Annotated in this window: 16 protein-coding genes; 9 read left to right on the top strand and 7 right to left on the bottom strand. The window is 65.5% G+C overall.

Annotation, left to right across the window (positions count from 1 at the left end):
• Window positions 1-8 precede the first annotated feature (8 nt).
• Together odhB and lpdA are read left to right on the top strand one after the other, a co-directional pair.
• The gene (odhB, locus tag ACX0GZ_RS06730; RefSeq protein ID WP_458814663.1) at window positions 9-1,277 is read left to right on the top strand and encodes a 2-oxoglutarate dehydrogenase complex dihydrolipoyllysine-residue succinyltransferase; all 1,269 of its coding nucleotides are present in this window, start codon (window positions 9-11) and stop codon (window positions 1,275-1,277) included.
• 146 nt (window positions 1,278-1,423) lie between these two features.
• The gene (gene lpdA / locus ACX0GZ_RS06725) at window positions 1,424-2,815 is read left to right on the top strand and encodes a dihydrolipoyl dehydrogenase (RefSeq protein WP_458814661.1); all 1,392 of its coding nucleotides are present in this window, start codon (window positions 1,424-1,426) and stop codon (window positions 2,813-2,815) included.
• Window positions 2,816-3,064: 249 nt separating this feature from the next.
• Here lpdA and ACX0GZ_RS06720 read toward each other — a convergent pair whose 3' ends face one another.
• A complete protein-coding gene (locus ACX0GZ_RS06720; protein WP_458814659.1) occupies window positions 3,065-3,508 on the bottom strand; it encodes a hypothetical protein in 444 nt (147 codons plus the stop codon).
• 82 nt (window positions 3,509-3,590) lie between these two features.
• Between ACX0GZ_RS06720 and ACX0GZ_RS06715 the strand changes: the two genes are divergently transcribed.
• On the top strand, window positions 3,591-4,244 hold the full coding sequence (locus tag ACX0GZ_RS06715; RefSeq protein ID WP_458814657.1) for a trimeric intracellular cation channel family protein: 654 nt from the start codon (window positions 3,591-3,593) through the stop codon (window positions 4,242-4,244).
• A 42-nt stretch (window positions 4,245-4,286) separates the two neighbouring features.
• Here ACX0GZ_RS06715 and ACX0GZ_RS06710 read toward each other — a convergent pair whose 3' ends face one another.
• The gene (locus ACX0GZ_RS06710) at window positions 4,287-4,847 is read right to left on the bottom strand and encodes an N-acetyltransferase family protein (RefSeq protein WP_458814655.1); all 561 of its coding nucleotides are present in this window, start codon (window positions 4,845-4,847) and stop codon (window positions 4,287-4,289) included.
• Window positions 4,848-4,885: 38 nt separating this feature from the next.
• Complete coding sequence (sppA, locus tag ACX0GZ_RS06705; RefSeq protein ID WP_458814653.1) at window positions 4,886-6,763, bottom strand: signal peptide peptidase SppA; 1,878 nt, start codon at window positions 6,761-6,763, stop codon at window positions 4,886-4,888.
• 227 nt (window positions 6,764-6,990) lie between these two features.
• Here sppA and groES point away from each other — a divergent pair, with 227 nt between their 5' ends.
• The 4 genes from groES to ACX0GZ_RS06685 all read left to right on the top strand — a co-directional run bounded on the left by groES (window position 6,991) and on the right by ACX0GZ_RS06685 (window position 11,835).
• Window positions 6,991-7,281, top strand: a complete 291-nt coding sequence (groES, locus tag ACX0GZ_RS06700) for a co-chaperone GroES (protein WP_458814651.1) — start codon at window positions 6,991-6,993, stop codon at window positions 7,279-7,281.
• A 73-nt stretch (window positions 7,282-7,354) separates the two neighbouring features.
• Entirely contained in the window at window positions 7,355-8,998 is a 1,644-nt protein-coding gene (groL, locus tag ACX0GZ_RS06695) for a chaperonin GroEL (protein ID WP_458814649.1), read from the top strand.
• A gap of 210 nt (window positions 8,999-9,208) precedes the next feature.
• Window positions 9,209-9,409, top strand: coding sequence for a hypothetical protein (locus ACX0GZ_RS06690; protein ID WP_458814647.1), 201 nt, complete (start codon window positions 9,209-9,211; stop codon window positions 9,407-9,409).
• On the top strand, window positions 9,406-11,835 hold the full coding sequence (locus ACX0GZ_RS06685) for a DUF305 domain-containing protein (RefSeq protein ID WP_458814645.1): 2,430 nt from the start codon (window positions 9,406-9,408) through the stop codon (window positions 11,833-11,835). The genes ACX0GZ_RS06690 and ACX0GZ_RS06685 overlap by 4 nt, the downstream gene beginning before the upstream one ends.
• A gap of 88 nt (window positions 11,836-11,923) precedes the next feature.
• Here the strand turns inward: ACX0GZ_RS06685 and ACX0GZ_RS06680 are convergent, their stop codons facing one another.
• Window positions 11,924-14,212 carry an FdhF/YdeP family oxidoreductase gene (locus tag ACX0GZ_RS06680; protein ID WP_458814643.1) on the bottom strand — a complete coding sequence of 763 codons (2,289 nt, stop codon included), beginning with the start codon at window positions 14,210-14,212 and terminating at the stop codon, window positions 11,924-11,926.
• A 130-nt stretch (window positions 14,213-14,342) separates the two neighbouring features.
• On the opposite strand from ACX0GZ_RS06680, the gene fdhD reads away from it, so the two are divergent.
• Together fdhD and mobA are read left to right on the top strand one after the other, a co-directional pair.
• Window positions 14,343-15,149, top strand: a complete 807-nt coding sequence (gene fdhD / locus ACX0GZ_RS06675; protein WP_458815250.1) for a formate dehydrogenase accessory sulfurtransferase FdhD — start codon at window positions 14,343-14,345, stop codon at window positions 15,147-15,149.
• Complete coding sequence (gene mobA, locus ACX0GZ_RS06670) at window positions 15,146-15,679, top strand: molybdenum cofactor guanylyltransferase (RefSeq protein WP_458814641.1); 534 nt, start codon at window positions 15,146-15,148, stop codon at window positions 15,677-15,679. Before fdhD ends, mobA begins: the two co-directional genes overlap by 4 nt.
• A gap of 23 nt (window positions 15,680-15,702) precedes the next feature.
• Here the strand turns inward: mobA and ACX0GZ_RS06665 are convergent, their stop codons facing one another.
• The 3 genes from ACX0GZ_RS06665 to ACX0GZ_RS06655 form a co-directional block, all read right to left on the bottom strand.
• A complete protein-coding gene (locus ACX0GZ_RS06665; protein ID WP_458814639.1) occupies window positions 15,703-15,828 on the bottom strand; it encodes a hypothetical protein in 126 nt (41 codons plus the stop codon).
• A 304-nt stretch (window positions 15,829-16,132) separates the two neighbouring features.
• Window positions 16,133-17,488, bottom strand: a complete 1,356-nt coding sequence (locus tag ACX0GZ_RS06660) for a PQQ-dependent sugar dehydrogenase (protein WP_458814637.1) — start codon at window positions 17,486-17,488, stop codon at window positions 16,133-16,135.
• A gap of 52 nt (window positions 17,489-17,540) precedes the next feature.
• Window positions 17,541-17,837, bottom strand: a complete 297-nt coding sequence (locus tag ACX0GZ_RS06655) for a hypothetical protein (protein WP_458814636.1) — start codon at window positions 17,835-17,837, stop codon at window positions 17,541-17,543.
• Window positions 17,838-17,984: the final 147 nt, after the last annotated feature.

Raw genomic sequence — 17,984 nt, 5'->3', positions numbered from 1 at the left:
CAGAATTGATGGCAACCGAAGTCAAAGTCCCCGTACTGGGCGAATCGATCACCGAAGCGACGCTGGGCGAATGGCTCAAGCAGCCGGGCGACGCGGTCGCCGCCGACGAGCCGATTGCGAGCCTTGAGACCGACAAGGTCGCGGTCGAGGTTCCCGCGCCGGTCGCGGGCGTGATGGGCGCGCACGCGGTCCAGCCGGGCGACACCGTCTCGGTCGGCGCGATGATCGCGACGATCGAGGAAGGGGATGGCGCCGCTGCCCCCAAGGCGGACGCGCCCAAGGAAGCGGAAGCGGTTCCGGCTGAGGCAGCTCCTGCGCCTGCACCGTCACCTGCCCCCGCACCCGCCGAAGCCGGGCAACAGGCGCCCGCGAGCAGCAACGAGCCCGCCGCCCTCTCGCCCTCGGTCCGCCGCGCGATCCTCGAACACGGCGTCGATCCCGCGACGATCAAGGGTTCGGGCAAGGACGGTCGGATCACGCGCGACGACGTGGTTGCCGCCGCCTCGACCAAATCGAGCGCGCCTGCGCCCGCTCCGGCCCCAAGCGCCGCACCCGCCGCCGCTGCGACCGGTGAGGGTCGCGGCGAGGAACGCGTCCGCATGACGCGCCTGCGTCAGACCATCGCGCGGCGCCTGAAGGAAGCGCAGGACACCGCCGCCCTGCTCACCACCTTCAACGATGTCGACATGACCGCCGTCATCGAGGCGCGGACCAAGTACAAGGATTTGTTCGAGAAGAAGCACGGCGTGCGCCTCGGCTTCATGGGCTTTTTCGTGAAGGCCGCGACGATGGCGCTGAAGGACATTCCGTCCGTCAACGCGCAGATCGACGGCGATGAAATCGTCTATCACGACTATGCCGACATCTCGGTCGCGGTGTCCGCGCCTCAGGGCCTGGTCGTCCCCGTCATCCGCAATGCCGACAAATTGTCGGTGGCCGAAGTCGAAAAGACGATCGGTGATTTCGGCAAGCGCGCCAAGGACGGCACGCTCAAGATGGACGAGATGAAGGGCGGCACCTTCACCATTTCCAACGGCGGCGTGTTCGGATCGCTGATGTCGACCCCGATCATTAACCCGCCGCAGTCGGCGGTGCTGGGCCTTCATCGCATCGAGGACCGCGCGGTCGTGCGCGACGGGCAGATCGTGATCCGTCCGATGATGTATCTGGCGCTCAGCTACGACCACCGCCTGATCGACGGTCGCGAGGCGGTGACCTTCCTGGTCGCGCTGAAGAATGCGATTGAGGATCCGACGCGGATTTTGATCGACCTTTGAGCTGACAGTAACCGTTCGTCCTGAGTAGCCATTGAGCGAAGCCGAAATGGCGTATCGAAGGATGCTTCGATACGGGTCTTCGACAGGCTCAGCCCCTACTCAGCACGAACGGATCGGGTAAAATATCCCGCCTGGGAGAGAGTAAAATGGCTGACTACGACTTCGACGTTCTGGTAATCGGTGCAGGCCCCGGCGGCTATGTCGCGGCAATTCGCGCGGCTCAGCTGGGTCTGAACGTCGCGTGCGCCGAAAGCCGCGAAACGCTGGGCGGCACCTGCCTCAACGTTGGGTGCATTCCGTCGAAGGCCATGCTCCACGCTTCGGAATATTTCGATGCCGCCGCGAACGGCGCGATGGCCAAGATGGGGATCAAGGTCACGCCCGAACTCGATCTGGATGCGATGCACGCGCAGCGGCTCGACGCGGTGAAGGGCCTGACCGGCGGCATCGAATTCCTGTTCAAGAAGAACAAGGTCGAATGGCTGAAGGGCCGCGCCGCGTTCGTCGATGCGACCACGGTTCAGGTCGGCGACCGCACGGTCACGGCGAAGGATATCGTCATCGCCACCGGCTCGTCGGTCACGCCGTTGCCGGGCGTCGAGATCGACCAGAAGGTTGTTGTCGATTCGACCGGTGCGCTCGAACTGGCGAAGGTGCCCGGTCATCTCGTCGTCATCGGCGGCGGCGTGATCGGGCTGGAAATGGGCAGCATCTGGCGTCGGCTGGGCGCGAAGGTCACCGTGGTCGAATATCTCGACCAGATCCTCCCCGGCTTCGACGGCGACGTGCGCAAGGAAGCCGCCAGGATCTTCAAAAAGCAGGGCATCGAATTCAAGACCGGCATGAAGGTCACCGGCGTCGCGGTCAGCGGTGACAAGGCGACGATCACGCTGGAACCCGCCAAGGGCGGCGAAGCGCAGACGATCGAGGCGGACAATGTCCTCGTCTCGATCGGTCGTCGTCCGAACACAGACGGCCTGTCGCTCGACAAGGCGGGGCTGAAGACCAACGACCGTGGCCAGATCGAAACCGACCATGATTTCGCCACCTCGGTCGACGGCATCTGGGCGATCGGCGACGTCGTTCCCGGCCCGATGCTCGCGCACAAGGCCGAGGACGAAGGCATCGCGGTCGCCGAGAATATCGCCGGGCAAACCGGCATCGTGAACCACGACCTGATCCCGTCGGTCGTCTATACCCTGCCCGAAATCGCGGGCGTCGGACTGACCGAGGAAGCGGCGAAGGAGCGCGGCGAAATCAACGTCGGCAAATTCCCGATGGCAGGCAACAGCCGCGCCAAGACCAATCACGAGGATGGCGGCTTCGTGAAGATCATCTCCGACGCGAAGACCGATCGCGTGCTGGGCGTCTGGGCGATCGCGTCGGTCGCAGGCACGATGATCGCGCAGGCGACGCAGGCGATGGAATTCGGCGCGACGAGCGAAGACATCGCCTATACCTGCCACGCGCATCCGACGCACAGCGAGGCGATCAAGGAAGCGGCGATGGCGGTCCGGGGCAAGCCGATCCACGTCTGATCCGGCGACGGGATTGGCGAAGCTAATTCGACCGAACCCCGGATCAGACCGGCCGGCGGCGCTACGGGCTTTGCCCGTGCCGTGCCAAAGTCGGCCCTCTGCTCATTATACCGGCGACGACGAACACATAAACGGTCATTGCGAGCGTAGCGAAGCAATTCAGCCGCAATTTGAGCGGAAAGGCTGGATTGCTTCGCTACGCTCGCAATGACGACGGCGATATCGAATCAAGCCGCCCCTCTCCAACGGTCAGCAGGTCGTCGAGCGGTCTACCTCCAGCGCGCGCAGCCGCTGTGCGCAATCGAGCAACGCCCGACCGACTTGTTCGATCTGCACCACCACCGGCTCAGCAAACAGCGCCCCTTTGGGAGGGGCCAGATAGGTCACCGTTGCAACGCCGCCCTCGACCAGCCCGGCGTGCACCCCGGGCATCAGGCACATCCCCGATCGCCCTCGCGCGTCGCATACGATCAGCGTCGTCGCGCCCTGCGCATCGGTGATGCGCAACAAGCGGCGCCCGCGGGGAGTCTGGGTGACAATCGTGCCGGTCGCCTCGACGGGGCGATAGTCGCCGAAATCGACGAACAGCGTTCGCAGGATCAGATACAGCATCGCGCCCAGCAGCAGGACGGCGACCACGGTGATCGCGATCTCGAACGGCGTGCGGGGCAACCGGAACCTTCGCTGCGACATCGCCCGGGTGTCGGCCCCGACCGGGCACCTGTCAACGATCGATCGACAGCGCTCGACCGGGCTTGCGTGCGGCTCTATCTGAATGGCCATGCAACCGTCCTGGCAATTCGGCCCCTTCCTCCCCTGGCTCGACTGGTTCGGGATCGCTGTGTTCGCCATCACCGGTGCGCTAGTCGCGGTTCGGCGGCAGCAGACGATGGTCACCGCCGCCTTCTTCGCGCTCGTCACCGGGGTCGGGGGAGGCACGATCCGCGATCTCCTGATCGATGCACCCGTGTTCTGGGTTCAGGACCGCAATTTCGCCGCCATCTGTCTGGGCGCGGCGTTGCTCGTCTGGGTGACGCCCGAGCGCTGGTGGTCGGACAAGGTGTTCGACTGGCTCGATGCGTTCGGGCTGGCGGCCTATGCGGTGTTCGGCGCGGCGAAATCGTACAGCTTCGGCATTCCGCCGGTCCCCGCCGCGATGATGGGGATCATCACCGCCTGCGCGGGCGGCATCATCCGCGACATGATGGCGGGCGAGCCGTCGATCCTGATGCGGCCCGAACTCTATGTGACCGCGGCGGCGCTGGCGGCGTTCGGCTATATCGGCCTGCGCGAATTGGGCATGGTGGCGCTGTACGCCGCGCCGATCGCGGCGGTGGCGGGCTTTGCGCTCAGGGGCGTGGCGATCCATTACAAACTGGCGCTCCCCGCCTATCGCGGACGGCGGGACGAGGAGGAGCCAACGCCCTGACTCCGTCCGAAACGAACGGGGAAGGTCGAGCGGGCGTAAGGCTCAGCCCCGCACCACGCCCACCGCGCTGAACGGCTTGGGCTCGACCGGCGGCACCTTGCTCTCGTTCAACTCGCACTGCCAGAAGCCGACATCGATCCAGCGGCCCTGCTTGTACCCGATCTCGCGGTACACGCCCGCCCGCCGAAACCCGACCGATTCATGCAGGGAAATCGATGCGTCGTTGGGTAGCGTGATTGCCCCGATCGCCTGGGTGAAGCCCTGCGCGCGCAGCGTGTCGATCAGCGCTTCGTAGAGCAGCCGCCCCACCCCGCCGCGTTGCTGGTCGCCCGCGACATAGATCGACGTTTCGACGACATATTTGTACGCCGGACGGTCGCGGAACTTGGTGGCATAGGCATAGCCGACCACCCCGCCCTCTTCGCCACCATTGGTGACGACCATCCACGGATACAGCCCATCGCTCGCCGCCATCCGTGCGCGCATTGCCCGCGCATCGGGCGGGTCGATCTCGAACGAGACCGTCCCGCCGATGACGAACGGCGCATAGATGGCAGCGATGCGGGCGGCGTCGTCGAGCGTCGCCGCGCGGATGCCGATCACGACGCCCGCCTCACGCTATCTGGCTCACGCTATCTGCCTCACAGGGCGAACCGGGCGATCAGCGCATCCAGGATGCGATAATCCTCCGCGCTCGCCCGCGGCGGGCCGAAGCCGCCGCACTCCAGGCAGCGAACCTGAACCGACGTGCCCTGGGTCAGCCGCCGCATGTCGCCCACCGCCTGCGCAAAGGTCGCGCGGCGGTTGGCCCCCATCTTCGCGAACAGGTCGGCGGCCGGTTCGGACGCATCGTCCTCGCCGCTCGACGCCATCGACGCGATGAATTTGGCGAACGCGCTCGGCTCCTTTTCCAGATAGACCGGACGCACTTTTTCCGGGTCCAGATTGGCGCGGCGCGCAGCCTCTGCGATCGCGTCGTCGATGCCGCCCAACCGATCGACCAGTCCCAATTGACGCGCGGTGCCGCCGTCCCAGACGCGGCCCTGGCCGATCTGATCGACGCGCTCGCGCGACATGCCGCGGCTGTTCGCGACCAGCCCGACGAAGCGGCGATAGCCGTTTTCGATATTGGCCTGAAGGATCGCATCCACCTCCGTATTGGTGCCGCCAAGCACGTCGGGCTGGCCCGACAGCGGCGTCGTCTGAATGCCGTCGGTGGTGACGCCGATCTTGGCCAGCGTGCCCTCAAAGGTCGGGATCAGGCCGAAGATTCCGATCGATCCGGTGATGGTGTTGGGCTCGGCAAAGATCACGTCGCCCGGCGCCGACACCCAGTAACCGCCCGATGCGGCAAGCCCGCCCATCGACACGACCACCGGCAGCCCGCGACGCTTGGCCTCCAAGATCGCCTGACGGATGCGCTCGGACGCCAGCACCGATCCGCCGGGCGAATCGACCCGGACGACCAGCGCCTTCAACTGATGCTTCGTCATCCCTTCCAGCAGCGCGTTGGCGATCGTGTCGCCTGCCGCAACGCCCGGCCCGGCATTGCCATCGACGATCTCGCCCGCCACCGTCAGCACGCCGATCTGGTCGCCGGTCTTGGGCAGCGGGTTGGCGGCGATATAGCGCGTCAGCGCGATTTCCCTGAAGCTGCCCACCGGCTTGCGCCGCTCGACCCCGGCGATTTCGGCGACGCGCTTGCCGAATTCGACGCGGTCGCCGATCCGGTCGATCAGTCCGGCGTTGAGATTCGCTTGCGCGATGTTGCCGTTGGTGGATGCGACCACCGATGCGGGCTGGGTCAGATAGGGGCCGACCTGCGCCTTGGGCCGCGCGGCGGCGATATTGGTGCGCCAGGTTTCGAAGATCGACCCATAGAGCGCCTGGTTCGCCTCGCGCGCTTCGGGCGACTGGTCTTCGCGCGTAAAGGGTTCGACCGCCGCCTTGTAGGTGCCGACCCGGTAGACATGGGCGTTGACGCCCAGCCGGTCGATCAGGCCCTTATAGTATAGCTGGCTGCCGCCCGGCCCCGCGATCAGCACGCCGCCGAACGGATTGGTCCAGATTTCGCTGGCATTGGCCGCCAGCGTATAGGCGCTGTCGGCATAGGCGGTGGCATAGGCGAGCACGGGCTTGTCGGCATCGCGTACGCGCTTGATCGCTTCGCCCACGACCGCGACATCGGCCGGATATCCGCCCATGAACCGGTCGAGGTCGAGCACGACGGCCTTCACCCGCGTATCGGTCGCGGCCTTGTCCAGCGCGCGGACGACATCGCGGACGCGGTATTGCTGCGGCGCGCTCCCGCCTGCCAGTGCCGCGAACGGATCGGCCTCTGCCGGTTGTTCGGACAGCGTGCCGTTCAGCGCGATGACCAGTGCGCCGTCCTTGATCGTGGTGTTCGGACGCGCCGACAGCGCCGCGAAGATCAGCCCGAAGAACAGCAGCATGAAGATCAGGACCAGCCCGTCCTTGATCCCGACCAATAGTTTCCAGGCACCCTTGACCAGCTTCACGTCCATGCTCCTTCGTGCCGCGCGTCGTTGGCCCTCGACCCGCTTCCTGAACGGGTTAGCCCATCTGTATTATGGGGGCAATACAGGGATGCGACGCACATCGCGAACCGATCATCGAAAAAGAGTCGCGCGCACCGCTTGACGGTGGTTCCAGCCCTGCACATATGCGCCCTGCTGGCACTCGCCCCGAGTGAGTGCCAAGAGCAATCGACATCTGGGAGAACAACATGAACTTTCGTCCCTTGCACGACCGCGTGCTGGTCCGCCGCGTGGAAGCCGAAGAAAAGACGGCTGGCGGGATCATCATCCCCGACACCGCCAAGGAAAAGCCGCAGGAAGGCGAAGTCGTCGCCGCCGGCGCGGGCGCCAAGAACGACAAGGGCGAAGTGTCGCCCCTGGACGTCAAGGCGGGCGACAAGATCCTGTTCGGCAAATGGTCGGGCACTGAGGTCAAGGTCAACGGCGAAGACCTGTTGATCATGAAGGAATCGGACATCCTCGGCATCGTCGAGGGCTGATCGGGTCGAGGGCAGATCCGCCTTCATTCGACTAACTTTCCCCTAAACTTCCATACGAAAGGGTAGCCTCAACATGGCATCCAAGGACGTAAAATTCGGCCGCGACGCGCGTGAGCGCATCCTCAAGGGCGTCGACATCTTGGCCGACGCGGTCAAGGTCACGCTTGGCCCCAAGGGTCGCAATGTCGTCATCGACAAGTCGTTCGGCGCACCGCGTATCACCAAGGACGGCGTCACCGTCGCCAAGGAAATCGAACTGAAGGACAAGTTCGAGAATATGGGCGCGCAGATGGTCCGCGAAGTCGCTTCGAAGACCAACGATATCGCCGGCGACGGCACCACCACCGCGACCGTGCTGGCCCAGGCCATCGTTCGCGAAGGCATGAAGTCGGTTGCAGCCGGCATGAACCCGATGGACCTGAAGCGCGGCGTCGATCTGGCGGTGACCAAGGTGGTCGCTGATCTCCAGTCGCGTTCGAAGCCCGTCTCGGGCTCGAGCGAAATCGCTCAGGTCGGCATCATCTCGGCAAACGGCGACAAGGAAGTCGGCGAAAAAATTGCCGAAGCGATGGAAAAGGTCGGCAAGGAAGGCGTCATCACCGTCGAGGAAGCCAAGGGACTCGAGTTCGAACTCGACGTCGTCGAAGGCATGCAGTTCGACCGTGGTTACCTGTCGCCCTACTTCATCACCAATCCTGAGAAGATGGCGGTCGAACTCAACGATCCGTACATCCTGATCCACGAAAAGAAGCTGTCGAACCTCCAGGCGATGCTCCCGATCCTGGAAGCCGTCGTTCAGTCGGGTCGACCGCTGCTGATCATCGCGGAAGACATCGAAGGCGAAGCGCTCGCAACGCTCGTGGTCAACAAGCTGCGTGGCGGCCTGAAGGTCGCAGCAGTCAAGGCACCGGGCTTCGGCGATCGTCGCAAGGCGATGCTCGAAGACATCGCCGTCCTGACCAAGGGCGAAGTGATCTCGGAAGATCTAGGCATCAAGCTGGAAACCGTGACGCTCGGCATGCTGGGCACCGCCAAGCGCGTGTCGATCGACAAGGACAACACCACCATCGTCGATGGTGCGGGTGAAGCCGACGCGATCAAGGGCCGCACCGATGCGATCCGTCAGCAGATCGAAGTCACCACCAGCGATTACGACCGCGAGAAGCTCCAGGAACGCCTGGCGAAGCTCGCAGGCGGCGTCGCCGTCATCAAGGTCGGCGGCGCTTCGGAAGTCGAAGTCAAGGAACGCAAGGACCGCGTCGACGATGCGCTGCACGCAACCCGCGCAGCCGTCGAAGAAGGCATCGTCCCCGGTGGCGGTACCGCGCTCCTCTATGCGACCAAGGCGCTCGACGGCATCAACGGCGAGAACGAAGACCAGACCCGCGGTGTGGACATCGTCCGTCGCGCGCTGACCGCACTGGTTCGCCAGATCGCCACCAATGCGGGCCATGACGGCGCGGTCGTATCGGGCAAGCTGCTCGACCAGACCGACACGTCGTTCGGCTTCAACGCATCGACCGACACCTATGAAAACCTGGTGTCGGCCGGCGTGATCGATCCGACCAAGGTCGTTCGCACCGCGCTGCAGAATGCAGCCTCGGTCGCGGGTCTGCTCATCACCACCGAAGCGGCGGTGAGCGAGCTTCCCGAAGACAAGCCCGCGATGCCGATGGGCGGCGGCGGCATGGGCGGCATGGGCGGTATGGATTTCTAAGCCGCTCGCGCGAGCCCGCTACGACGGGCTCGCGACCGCGAGCGGCTCGGACGGCGGACGGTCGGGAACCCCGACCGATCCGACCGACGGCGGCGGCTTTGCCGTCGCCGCTTCCGCGCCGATCAAGCTACCCAAGAAAATCAGGGCCGGTGGGACACCCCACCGGTCCTTTTTTCATGCCCTTCCCATCGTCATTCCCGCTCAACCGACATGGCCGAACGGATCGACCAGCTTGCCGTAGCGATCGCCCGAAAATTATTCGTCCGATCATCCCCTCATCGAACATCGACGATCCGGGATGGCACGCAGCGCCTTTACGCGACGGCGCAGGATGTTACGTTGATACACGACCCATCAGATAAAGGACGTGGCCGTTGCGCATTCACCGTCGATCCCCTGCCCGTTTCATGACTTGCTGCTCCGCCGTCATCGGCATGCTGGCGATGGCGGGCACCGCCACCGCACAGGACGTGACGATCGTCCAGCCCGGCGCACCCGGCCAGGCACCGCGCGCGCTGACCGCCGAACAGGCCAGTCAGATCGCCGACACGCGGTTCGCCCAGGCCGATGTCCGCTTCATGCAGGACATGATCGTGCACCACCAACAGGCGGTGGAAATGGTCGCGCTGATCGACGGGCGCACCAATACCAAGGCAATCCGCGACATCGGCGGGCGGATCACCGCATCGCAGGCCGACGAGATCAAGTTCATGCGCGGCTGGCTGACCGAGCGCGGCCAGCCCGTCGCTAATCCGCATGCCGGACATGCAGGCATGGATCACGGAGCGGGCGCGGCAGGGCATGGCGGCCATATGGGCATGGCCGGAATGGCGACGCCCGAACAGATGAAGGCGCTGGCCGCGGCAAAGGGCGAAGCATTCGATCGCCTGTTCCTGCAATTGATGATCGCGCACCACGAAGGTGCGATCACGATGGTCGATGAACTGCTCGCCCAGCCGGGTTCGGCCTATGACCCCGTGCTCTACGAATTCACCAGCGAGGTGACGAACGAGCAGCAGGGCGAAATCAAGCGGATGAGCAGCTTGCTCGCGACGCTTCAGGGCGATCCGCGATCGGGATTGAAGGCAGGCTTCCGCGATGCGGGCCAGGCGATCAGCAACATGCGGCTGATCGCGGCGATGCCCAAGCCGACCGGCTTTTTCGACCCCGCCAATCCGGCAAGCCTGCCGCTCGAACTTCCCGCCAACGAAGGGGCCGCAGCCAGACCGCAGGACGACGAAAGCACGACGCGCTTTGCCGAACGGTCGCCGCTGCTGAACTTCGCGCAGACCGATATGGCGTTCGCGGGCGACCTTATGGCGGTCGGCAATTATCATGGATTCAACCTCTACCGCCTGGGTGGCGATCGCCCGCAACTGATCAGCTCGGTCGTGTGTCCGGGGGGGCAGGGCGACGTCTCGATCATCGGCGACCTCCTCATCATGTCGGTCGAACAGACCCGCGCCCGCGTCGATTGCGGTCGCGAAGGCATTGCCGAGGATGTCAGCGCCGACCGCTTCCGGGGACTGCGCATCTTCAACATCGCCGACCCTGCAACGCCACGTCAGGTCGGCCAGGTTCAGACCTGCCGTGGATCGCACACCCATTCGATCGTGTCGGGCGATGGACGGTCGGGCAATGTCATCGTCTATAATTCGGGCACCGCCGGCATCCGCGACGGGCGCGAGCTGGCGGGCTGCGTCGGTGCGGTCGCGGGCGATAATCGCACGGCGCTGTTCCGCATCGACGTGATCGAAATCCCGGTTGCCGACCCTTCGAAATCGCGGATCATCGACAGCCCGGCGGTGTTCGCGGACGAACGCACCGGCAACATCGCCGGGCTGTGGCAGGGCGGGAATCACGGTCGCGGGACGCAGGATACCAACCGCACCGACCATTGCCACGACATCACCGTCTTCCCCAGCCTGAAGCTGGCGGCAGGCGCCTGTTCGGGCAACGGCGTGATCTTCGACATCGCCGACCCAAGGAAGCCCACGCGCATCGACGCGGTGGTCGATCCGACCTTTGCCTATTGGCATTCGGCGACGTTCAACAATGATGGCACCAAAGTGATCTTCACCGACGAATGGGGCGGCGGCGGACGCCCGCGCTGCCGGACGCAGGATCCGCGCAATTGGGGCGCCAACGCGATCTATGACATCGAGGACGGCAAGCTCAATTTCCGCAGCCATTACAAGCTGCCCGCGGCGCAAAGCGAGCTGGAGAACTGCGTCGCGCACAATGGTTCGATCGTGCCGGTGCCGGGCCGCGATATCTTCGTCCAGGCCTGGTACCAGGGCGGCATTTCGGTGATCGATTTCACCGACAGCGCCAATCCCACCGAAATCGCCTATTTCGATCGCGGGCCGGTCGATGGGCGGACGATGGTGATGGGCGGTTACTGGTCGGTCTATTATTATGGCGGTCGGGTTTACGGGACCGAGATCGCACGCGGGCTCGACATTTTCGAGCTGATCCCGAGCACGCATCTGAGCGAAGCCGAACTCGCTGCCGCCCGGCTCGCCGATCAGGGTCAGCGATTCAATCCGCAGCAGCAATTCCCGGTCACCTGGCCCGCGCATCCGATGGTCGCGCGCGCCTATGTCGATCAGTTGCGGCGCTCGAACACGCTGACCCCCGCGGTTGCGACCGAACTGACCCAGGCGCTGACCCAGGCGGCGGGACCGATCGAGGCCAATGCCAAGGATGCGGCGCTCGCCGGGCGGTTGCAGGCACTGTCGGGGCGGCTGGGCAACGCGCGGGCGGACGCAACCGCGACCAAAAGGCGGACGGCGCTTCAGGAAAGCCTGAGGGCAGTGGCGCAGCGGTTGCGGTAACGCCCATTCCCTACTCCGTTCGTGCCGAGCCTGTCGCCCCGAAGGGCGGCGCAAGCTCAATGCGAACGGGGAGGGATTTCGATCGCGCCTAAACCACAATCCTGACCGGCACCGATTTGCCCGCGGGAACATGGCTTTCCTCGGCGTGATGTTCGACCGGCATCAGCACGTTGGCTTCGGGATAATAGGCGCCCAGGCAGCCGCGCGGGATGTTGTAGGGGGTGACGATCAACCCCTCGCGCCGCCGTCTGCGGTTATCGCCCGCGTCGCTTTCGAGCGCGACGCGCTGGCCTTCGCGCAATCCTTCGGCCGCCATGTCCGCGCGGTTGATGAACAGCACGTCGCGCGTGCCCTTCACCCCGCGAAACCGGTCGTGATAGCCATAAATGGTGGTGTTGAACTGGTCGTTCGAACGCAGCGTCATCAACCGGTAGCGGCCTTCGGAATCGTCGAACCCGGTCGCCGACAGCGTATCGGGCACCAGAAACTCCGCCTTTCCGCTCGGCGTCTGCCAAATGCGTTCGGCGGCCTTGTTGCCTTTCCAGAAACCGCCGGGGGTAAACAGCCGTTTGTTGAAATCCGCGAAGAAATGCGGGTAGGTCGCTTCGATCGCATTGCGGACGCGCCCGTAATCGGCAACCCAGTCGTCCCACGGCACGCGCGAATTGGGCGGCGTGATGCGTTTGGCGATTTCAGCGATGATCGCCGGTTCGGATTTGAGCAACGGGCTCGCGGGCGTCGCCTTGCCGCGCGATCCGTGAATGCAACTCGATGAATCCTCGACCGACACGGCCTGCGGTCCGGTCGCCTGCACATCGCGCTCGATCCGTCCGAGGCACGGCAGCAGATAAGTGACCTTGCCCGCGAACAGGTGATTGCGGTTGAGCTTGGTCGCGATCTGCACCGACAGGTCGAGCCGCGGCCAGGCGTCCTCCATCGCTTCCGTTTCGGGCACGGCACGCAGGAAATTGCCGCCCAATGCGACGACCGCCTTCACCCGCCCGTCGATCACGCCGCGACAGGTCTCCACCGTATCCAGCCCCTTTTCGGTCGGCGGCTCGAAGCCGTAAAGCTCGCGCAGCTTGTCGACCGGCGCGAGTTCGGTCTTTTCGGTAATGCCGACCGTGCGCTGGCCCTGAACGTTCGAATGCCCGCGCACCGGGCACGGCCCTGCGCCGGGCTTGCCGATGTTGCCACGCAGCAGCAGCAGATTGACGACCATGCGGACATTGTCGACGCCCTTCACATGCTGGGTCAGCCCCATGCCGTAAATCGCCATGACGGCATTGGCCTTGGCATAGACCCGCGCGGCTGCCTCCAGATCGCGGCGCGTCAGGCCGGATTCGCGCTCGATCGCGTTCCAGTCGGCGGCGCGCACCGCGGCCAGAAACGCCTCGGCATCGTGGCAATGCTGCGCCAGGAAATCGTGATCGAGGACCGCGGACGCCCCCTCGGCCAGCGCCGCATCGTCCCAATCGACCAGCCATTTGGCGATGCCCATCATCGCCGCGATGTCGCCGCCGGCCTTTACCTGATGATATTGGGTGGCGATCCGCGTTTCGCCGCCGGTCGCCATCTGCACCGGATCCTGCGGACTGGTGAAGCGTTCGAGGCCGCGTTCCCTGAGCGGGTTGAACACGACGATCTCCACCCCGCGCTGGCGACATTTGCGCAAATCGTGGAGCATTCGCGGCGCGTTCGATCCCGGATTCTGGCCGAAAAAGAAAATCGCGTCGGTGTGGTCGAAATCCGACAGCCGCGTGGTGCCGACCGGCACGCCGATCGCCGCCTTCAGCCCGACCGAAGTCGATTCATGGCACATGTTCGAACTGTCGGGCAGATTCTGGTTGCCGTACATCCGCGCCATCAGCGCCCACATATACGAGGATTCGAGACTCGCGCGGCCCGACGCGTAGAAGACCGCAGCCCGTGGTTCGATCGCGTTCAGCGCCGCGCCGATTTCGTCGAACGCGGCGTCCCATTCGACCGCCTGATATTTGTCCGTCGCGGGATCGTAGCGCATCGGATGGGTCAGCCGCCCATGTTCCTCCAGCCGGTAATCGGTCCAGCCGCGCAATTCGGTCAGCGTGTGCCGCGCGAAAAATTCCGGCGTCGTGCGATGCGCGGTCAATTCCCATGCGGTGGCCTTTGCGCCTTCCTCGCAGAACTCGACCGGATGGTGATCGGCAGGCTTGGGCCAGGCGCAACTGACACAAGCGAAACCGTCGGGCTTGTTCTGGCGAGTGAGTTCGCGCAGCCCCTCCGGCCCTATCTTCTCGCGCGGGATGATGTCGGCCAGCGACCGGACCGACCCCCAGCCGCCCGCCGGGCCGGGATAGGGCTTTATCTCGGGTCGATCGTCGTGCTGCTTCGCCATCGTCTCGCCTCTCTCACCGAACCCGCGCCGGTGCATCATGCGCCCGACAGGCCAACGGGTCGATCCCCGAATGGTTCAGCCGCTGGCCGCGTTTGCCCCGGTGCCCGCCGCCGCGCTATGCCACGGGGCGATGGAGTCCCCCGCCCCGCCCCGCGACGCCGCCGCATCGCGCAACGCCGCGTTCCGGTCGATCACGCCCGACGGCAATGCCCGCCCCGTGGAGCGTCAGGTCGCGGTGGAGCGGCCGGTGGCGATCGAGTTCAACGGCATCGGCTATGCGGTCATGATGGCGACGCCCGCCGATCTGCAAGATTTCGCGACGGGCTTTGCGCTGAGCGAACGGCTGATCGCCGACGCGGGCGAGGTGCGCGATTTCGAGATTCATGCGGCGCCGAAGGGCGACCTGCTGCGGATCACGCTCGATGGGCGTTGCGTGCCCGCCCTGCACGAGCGCGTCCGGCACCGGGCGTCCGAATCCTCGTGCGGATTATGCGGCATCGAAAATCTGGAACAGGCGCTGCGCCCCTTGCCGCAGGTGCCCAGCGCCAACGCGCTCCCACCGCACGCAATCTTTCGCGCGCTGGCTGCGCTGCGCGATCACCAGCCGCTCAACCACGCGACCGGCGCGGTTCACGCCGCGGCGTTTTGCGACGCCGATGGCGGCATCCGGCTGGTGCGCGAGGATGTCGGGCGGCACAATGCGTTCGACAAGCTGATCGGGGCAATGGCGCGCAGCGGGCTGGGCTGGGACGGCGGGTTCGCGCTGCTCAGTTCGCGCTGCTCCTATGAGCTGGTCGAAAAGGCGGCGCTCGGCGGTTGCTCGCGGTTGGTGACGATCTCCGCCCCGACCGATCTGGCGCTGGCCCGCGCGCGTGAAGCGGGGATCGACCTGATCGTCCTGGCGCGCGGCGATGCCATGCTGGCCGGCGTCGCATGACCCTGCTCGGCGTGGTGCTGGCGGGCGGCGCCGCGCGCCGGTTCGGCAGCGACAAGGCGTTGGCGCAGTGGCGGGGCCGAGCGCTGATCGACCATAGCGCCGATGCGCTGCGACCATATGTCGCCCGCATCGTCGTGGCGGGCCGCGATGCCGATGCGTGTGGGATGGACGGGGTGGCCGATTGGCCGCGTGGCGGCCTCGGGCCGCTTGGCGGGCTGTGCGGTGCGCTGCGTCTGGCAGGTGCAGCAGGGTATCGCGGGGTGCTGAGCATCGCCTGCGACATGCCAGTTGTGCCGGGGGAGGTGGTCGCCGAACTCGCGGCGTCGAACGGCGCGACCTATCTGGACCAGGCGCCGGTGCTGGGGTTCTGGCCCTCGGAACTGGCGGACGGGTTGGCGAAGCTCTTGGAACAGTCTGAAGATCGGTCGATCGTGGCATGGGCGCGCTTGGTGGGCGCACGGTCGCTGCACGGAGTCGGCGATATTCCGAATATCAACCGGCCGGGCGATCTCGACACGCTCGGTCGCTAGCATACGGGCCGGTGGCGCAAGGCTCAGGCGAGGATGCCCAGCCCTTGCGCGTGTGAGCCGAGGATCAGCAGGACCGTGGTGGAAAAGGATCCGATGCCGATCAGGACGGGTCGGAGCGCAGCATTCGCTCCGGGGGTGCGCTGCATCATGCGGGTTACGCCAGCGGCAGGCCGGGAGCCGATGCAGCGACGAGGATCGCGGTGAAGAAGACCGAGCCGACCAGAGCGACGGCATTGCGCGAGACGGTTCCGATTTGAGCGAACATGGTGGTAACTCCCTGAGTATCGGCGGTATCGGACCATCCGTCCGCCGTTGCTCAGGGAACTGCAGGGAGCGTGCCAGTTTGCGGAAACGCCGATTTCCGGGCTTTCGGGCGACTTTCATCGGGGCACTTGGCAATTTACACCAGATGACTGGCGCGGAATCTCCCATTCACCCGGCGGTTTTTGCGGATCAATCGGCTGCGGTGGGTGCGCCTGCCTGTGCCGGGCCACTTACCCGCCAGATGACATTGCCCACATCGTCCGCGACCAGCAACGCGCCGCGCTGATCGGTGATGACGCCGACCGGGCGGCCCATCGCCTGCCCCTCGTCGTTCAGAAAGCCGGTCAGCACGTCGACCGGCAATTGTCCGCGCACCGGAAATCCGTTCTCGCCGAACGGCACGAACACGACCTTGTAACCGGAGGGCGGCACCCGGTTCCACGACCCGTGCTGACCGACGAACGCGCCCCGTGCAAAGGTCGCGCCCAGTCGCGCGTCGCCGGCAAAGGCCAGGCCCAGCGATGCGGTATGGGCGCCCAGCGCATAATCGGGACGCGCGGCATATTCGCGCAGGTCGGGCCGCTTCGGCTCCACCCGCGTATCGACATAACCGCCCCAATAGCTGTGCGGCCAGCCATAGTAATTGCCGAACTGAACCCGCGTCAGATAATCGGGCGGGCCGTCCGACCCCAGCATGTCGCGTTCGTTGACCACCGTCCAGATCGCGCCGGTCTGCGGCTCGATCGCCATGCCGACGGGATTGCGGATGCCGGTGACGTAAGGCCGCAAGGTCCGGTTGGCGATATCGACTTCCAGGATCGCCGCGCGATTCGTCTCTCGGTCCATCCCCTTTTCGCCGATATTTGAATCCGATCCGACCGCCACGTAGATGAAACGTCCGTCTTCGCTGGCGATGATATTGCGGGTCCAGTGATTGCCCGCCGCCGGCAGGTCGACGATCTTTTCGGCAGGCGCGGTGATCCGCGTCTGGCCGACCTGGAACGGGAAGCGCACCAGCGCATCGGTGTTGCCGACATAGAGATAGTCGCCGACCAGCGCCATGCCGAGCGGCGAGTTCAGCCCTTCGAGCAGCGCCGATCGCGCCTCCGCCACGCCGTCGCCATCGGCGTCGCGCAACAATGTGATGCGGTTGGCCGACGGGACGCCTGCGCCCGCGCGGCCCATCAGCCTTTTCATCACCCAGTTCTGGATGCCGCCTCCCTCGCGCGGCGGGCTGTTGCTCTCCGCCACCAGCACGTCGCCATTGGGCAGGCGGTACATCCAGCGCGGATGGTCGAGGCCCGATGCGAACGCCTGCACCGTCAGTCCCTGGGCAGCGGTCGGCGTGCGCCCCTGCGGCCAGCCGATCGCCTTGGCGATCTTGATCGTCGGGATGGTCTGAATGCGCGGATCGGCGATCTTGGGTTCGGCGCCCATCACCGCTTCGACCTCGTACCGCGCGCGGTCGGGACGGGTCATGTAGAACAGGATGGCGGCGGCGACGAGGATCAGGATCCCGCCGAAGATCAGGATATGTTTGCGCATGTCGCCGACGATAGGGGGCCGATCCCGACCCGCCAAGCCGGAAAAGGAACGATCAGCGCGGCGGCTGGGCGTGGGCGATCTGGACGCCGGGCGCGGTGTCGGATGGCTCGCGGTCGGGGAACAAAGCGATTCCCGCGATCGCGACGGCGCCAACGGCAATGGCGATCCCCAGTCCGCGCCGGTTGGCCTGCCCCCCGCCCGGTCGACGCATCGGCTCGAACGGCAGATTGGCAGGGGTGCGGTGGGCGGAACTACGGATACAGCGCATCGCCGATCGCTGCGCCGCCGAACCTTGCTGCCAGATGTATGGACGCCGCGCGTGCGACGATCCGGGCGGTAATGACGTCATGACGTTGCAAGGGCGATGGAGCGGACGAAAAAAATGGCCGTCGACGAAAGGGATAAGTCGACGGCCGCGAGTGACGTGGCAACCGTGGGACCGGCTGCAAGGGGGCTGGCGTCCGGTCTATTCGCGCAAGCATTCGGCATGGGGGCG

The sequence above is a fragment of the Sphingomonas aestuarii genome (genome assembly GCF_054457155.1).
Note: the sequence above shows the minus strand (reverse complement) of the source record. Positions and strands in the feature narration are given on the sequence as shown.

Bases quoted from the DNA above. Each gene is read 5' to 3' on its own strand.
- ACX0GZ_RS06665 (WP_458814639.1), bottom strand. From the start codon at position 15,828: ATGATGCAGCGCACCCCCGGAGCGAATGCTGCGCTCCGACCCGTCCTG.
- ACX0GZ_RS06715 (WP_458814657.1), top strand. From the start codon at position 3,591: ATGGCCATGCAACCGTCCTGGCAATTCGGCCCCTTCCTCCCCTGGCTC.
- ACX0GZ_RS06685 (WP_458814645.1), top strand. From the start codon at position 9,406: ATGACTTGCTGCTCCGCCGTCATCGGCATGCTGGCGATGGCGGGCACC.
- ACX0GZ_RS06680 (WP_458814643.1), bottom strand. From the start codon at position 14,212: ATGGCGAAGCAGCACGACGATCGACCCGAGATAAAGCCCTATCCCGGC.
- mobA (WP_458814641.1), top strand. From the start codon at position 15,146: ATGACCCTGCTCGGCGTGGTGCTGGCGGGCGGCGCCGCGCGCCGGTTC.
- ACX0GZ_RS06690 (WP_458814647.1), top strand. From the start codon at position 9,209: ATGGCCGAACGGATCGACCAGCTTGCCGTAGCGATCGCCCGAAAATTA.
- groES (WP_458814651.1), top strand. From the start codon at position 6,991: ATGAACTTTCGTCCCTTGCACGACCGCGTGCTGGTCCGCCGCGTGGAA.
- ACX0GZ_RS06660 (WP_458814637.1), bottom strand. From the start codon at position 17,488: ATGCGCAAACATATCCTGATCTTCGGCGGGATCCTGATCCTCGTCGCC.
- ACX0GZ_RS06720 (WP_458814659.1), bottom strand. From the start codon at position 3,508: ATGTCGCAGCGAAGGTTCCGGTTGCCCCGCACGCCGTTCGAGATCGCG.
- ACX0GZ_RS06655 (WP_458814636.1), bottom strand. From the start codon at position 17,837: ATGACGTCATTACCGCCCGGATCGTCGCACGCGCGGCGTCCATACATC.
- lpdA (WP_458814661.1), top strand. From the start codon at position 1,424: ATGGCTGACTACGACTTCGACGTTCTGGTAATCGGTGCAGGCCCCGGC.
- groL (WP_458814649.1), top strand. From the start codon at position 7,355: ATGGCATCCAAGGACGTAAAATTCGGCCGCGACGCGCGTGAGCGCATC.
- odhB (WP_458814663.1), top strand. From the start codon at position 9: ATGGCAACCGAAGTCAAAGTCCCCGTACTGGGCGAATCGATCACCGAA.
- fdhD (WP_458815250.1), top strand. From the start codon at position 14,343: ATGGAGTCCCCCGCCCCGCCCCGCGACGCCGCCGCATCGCGCAACGCC.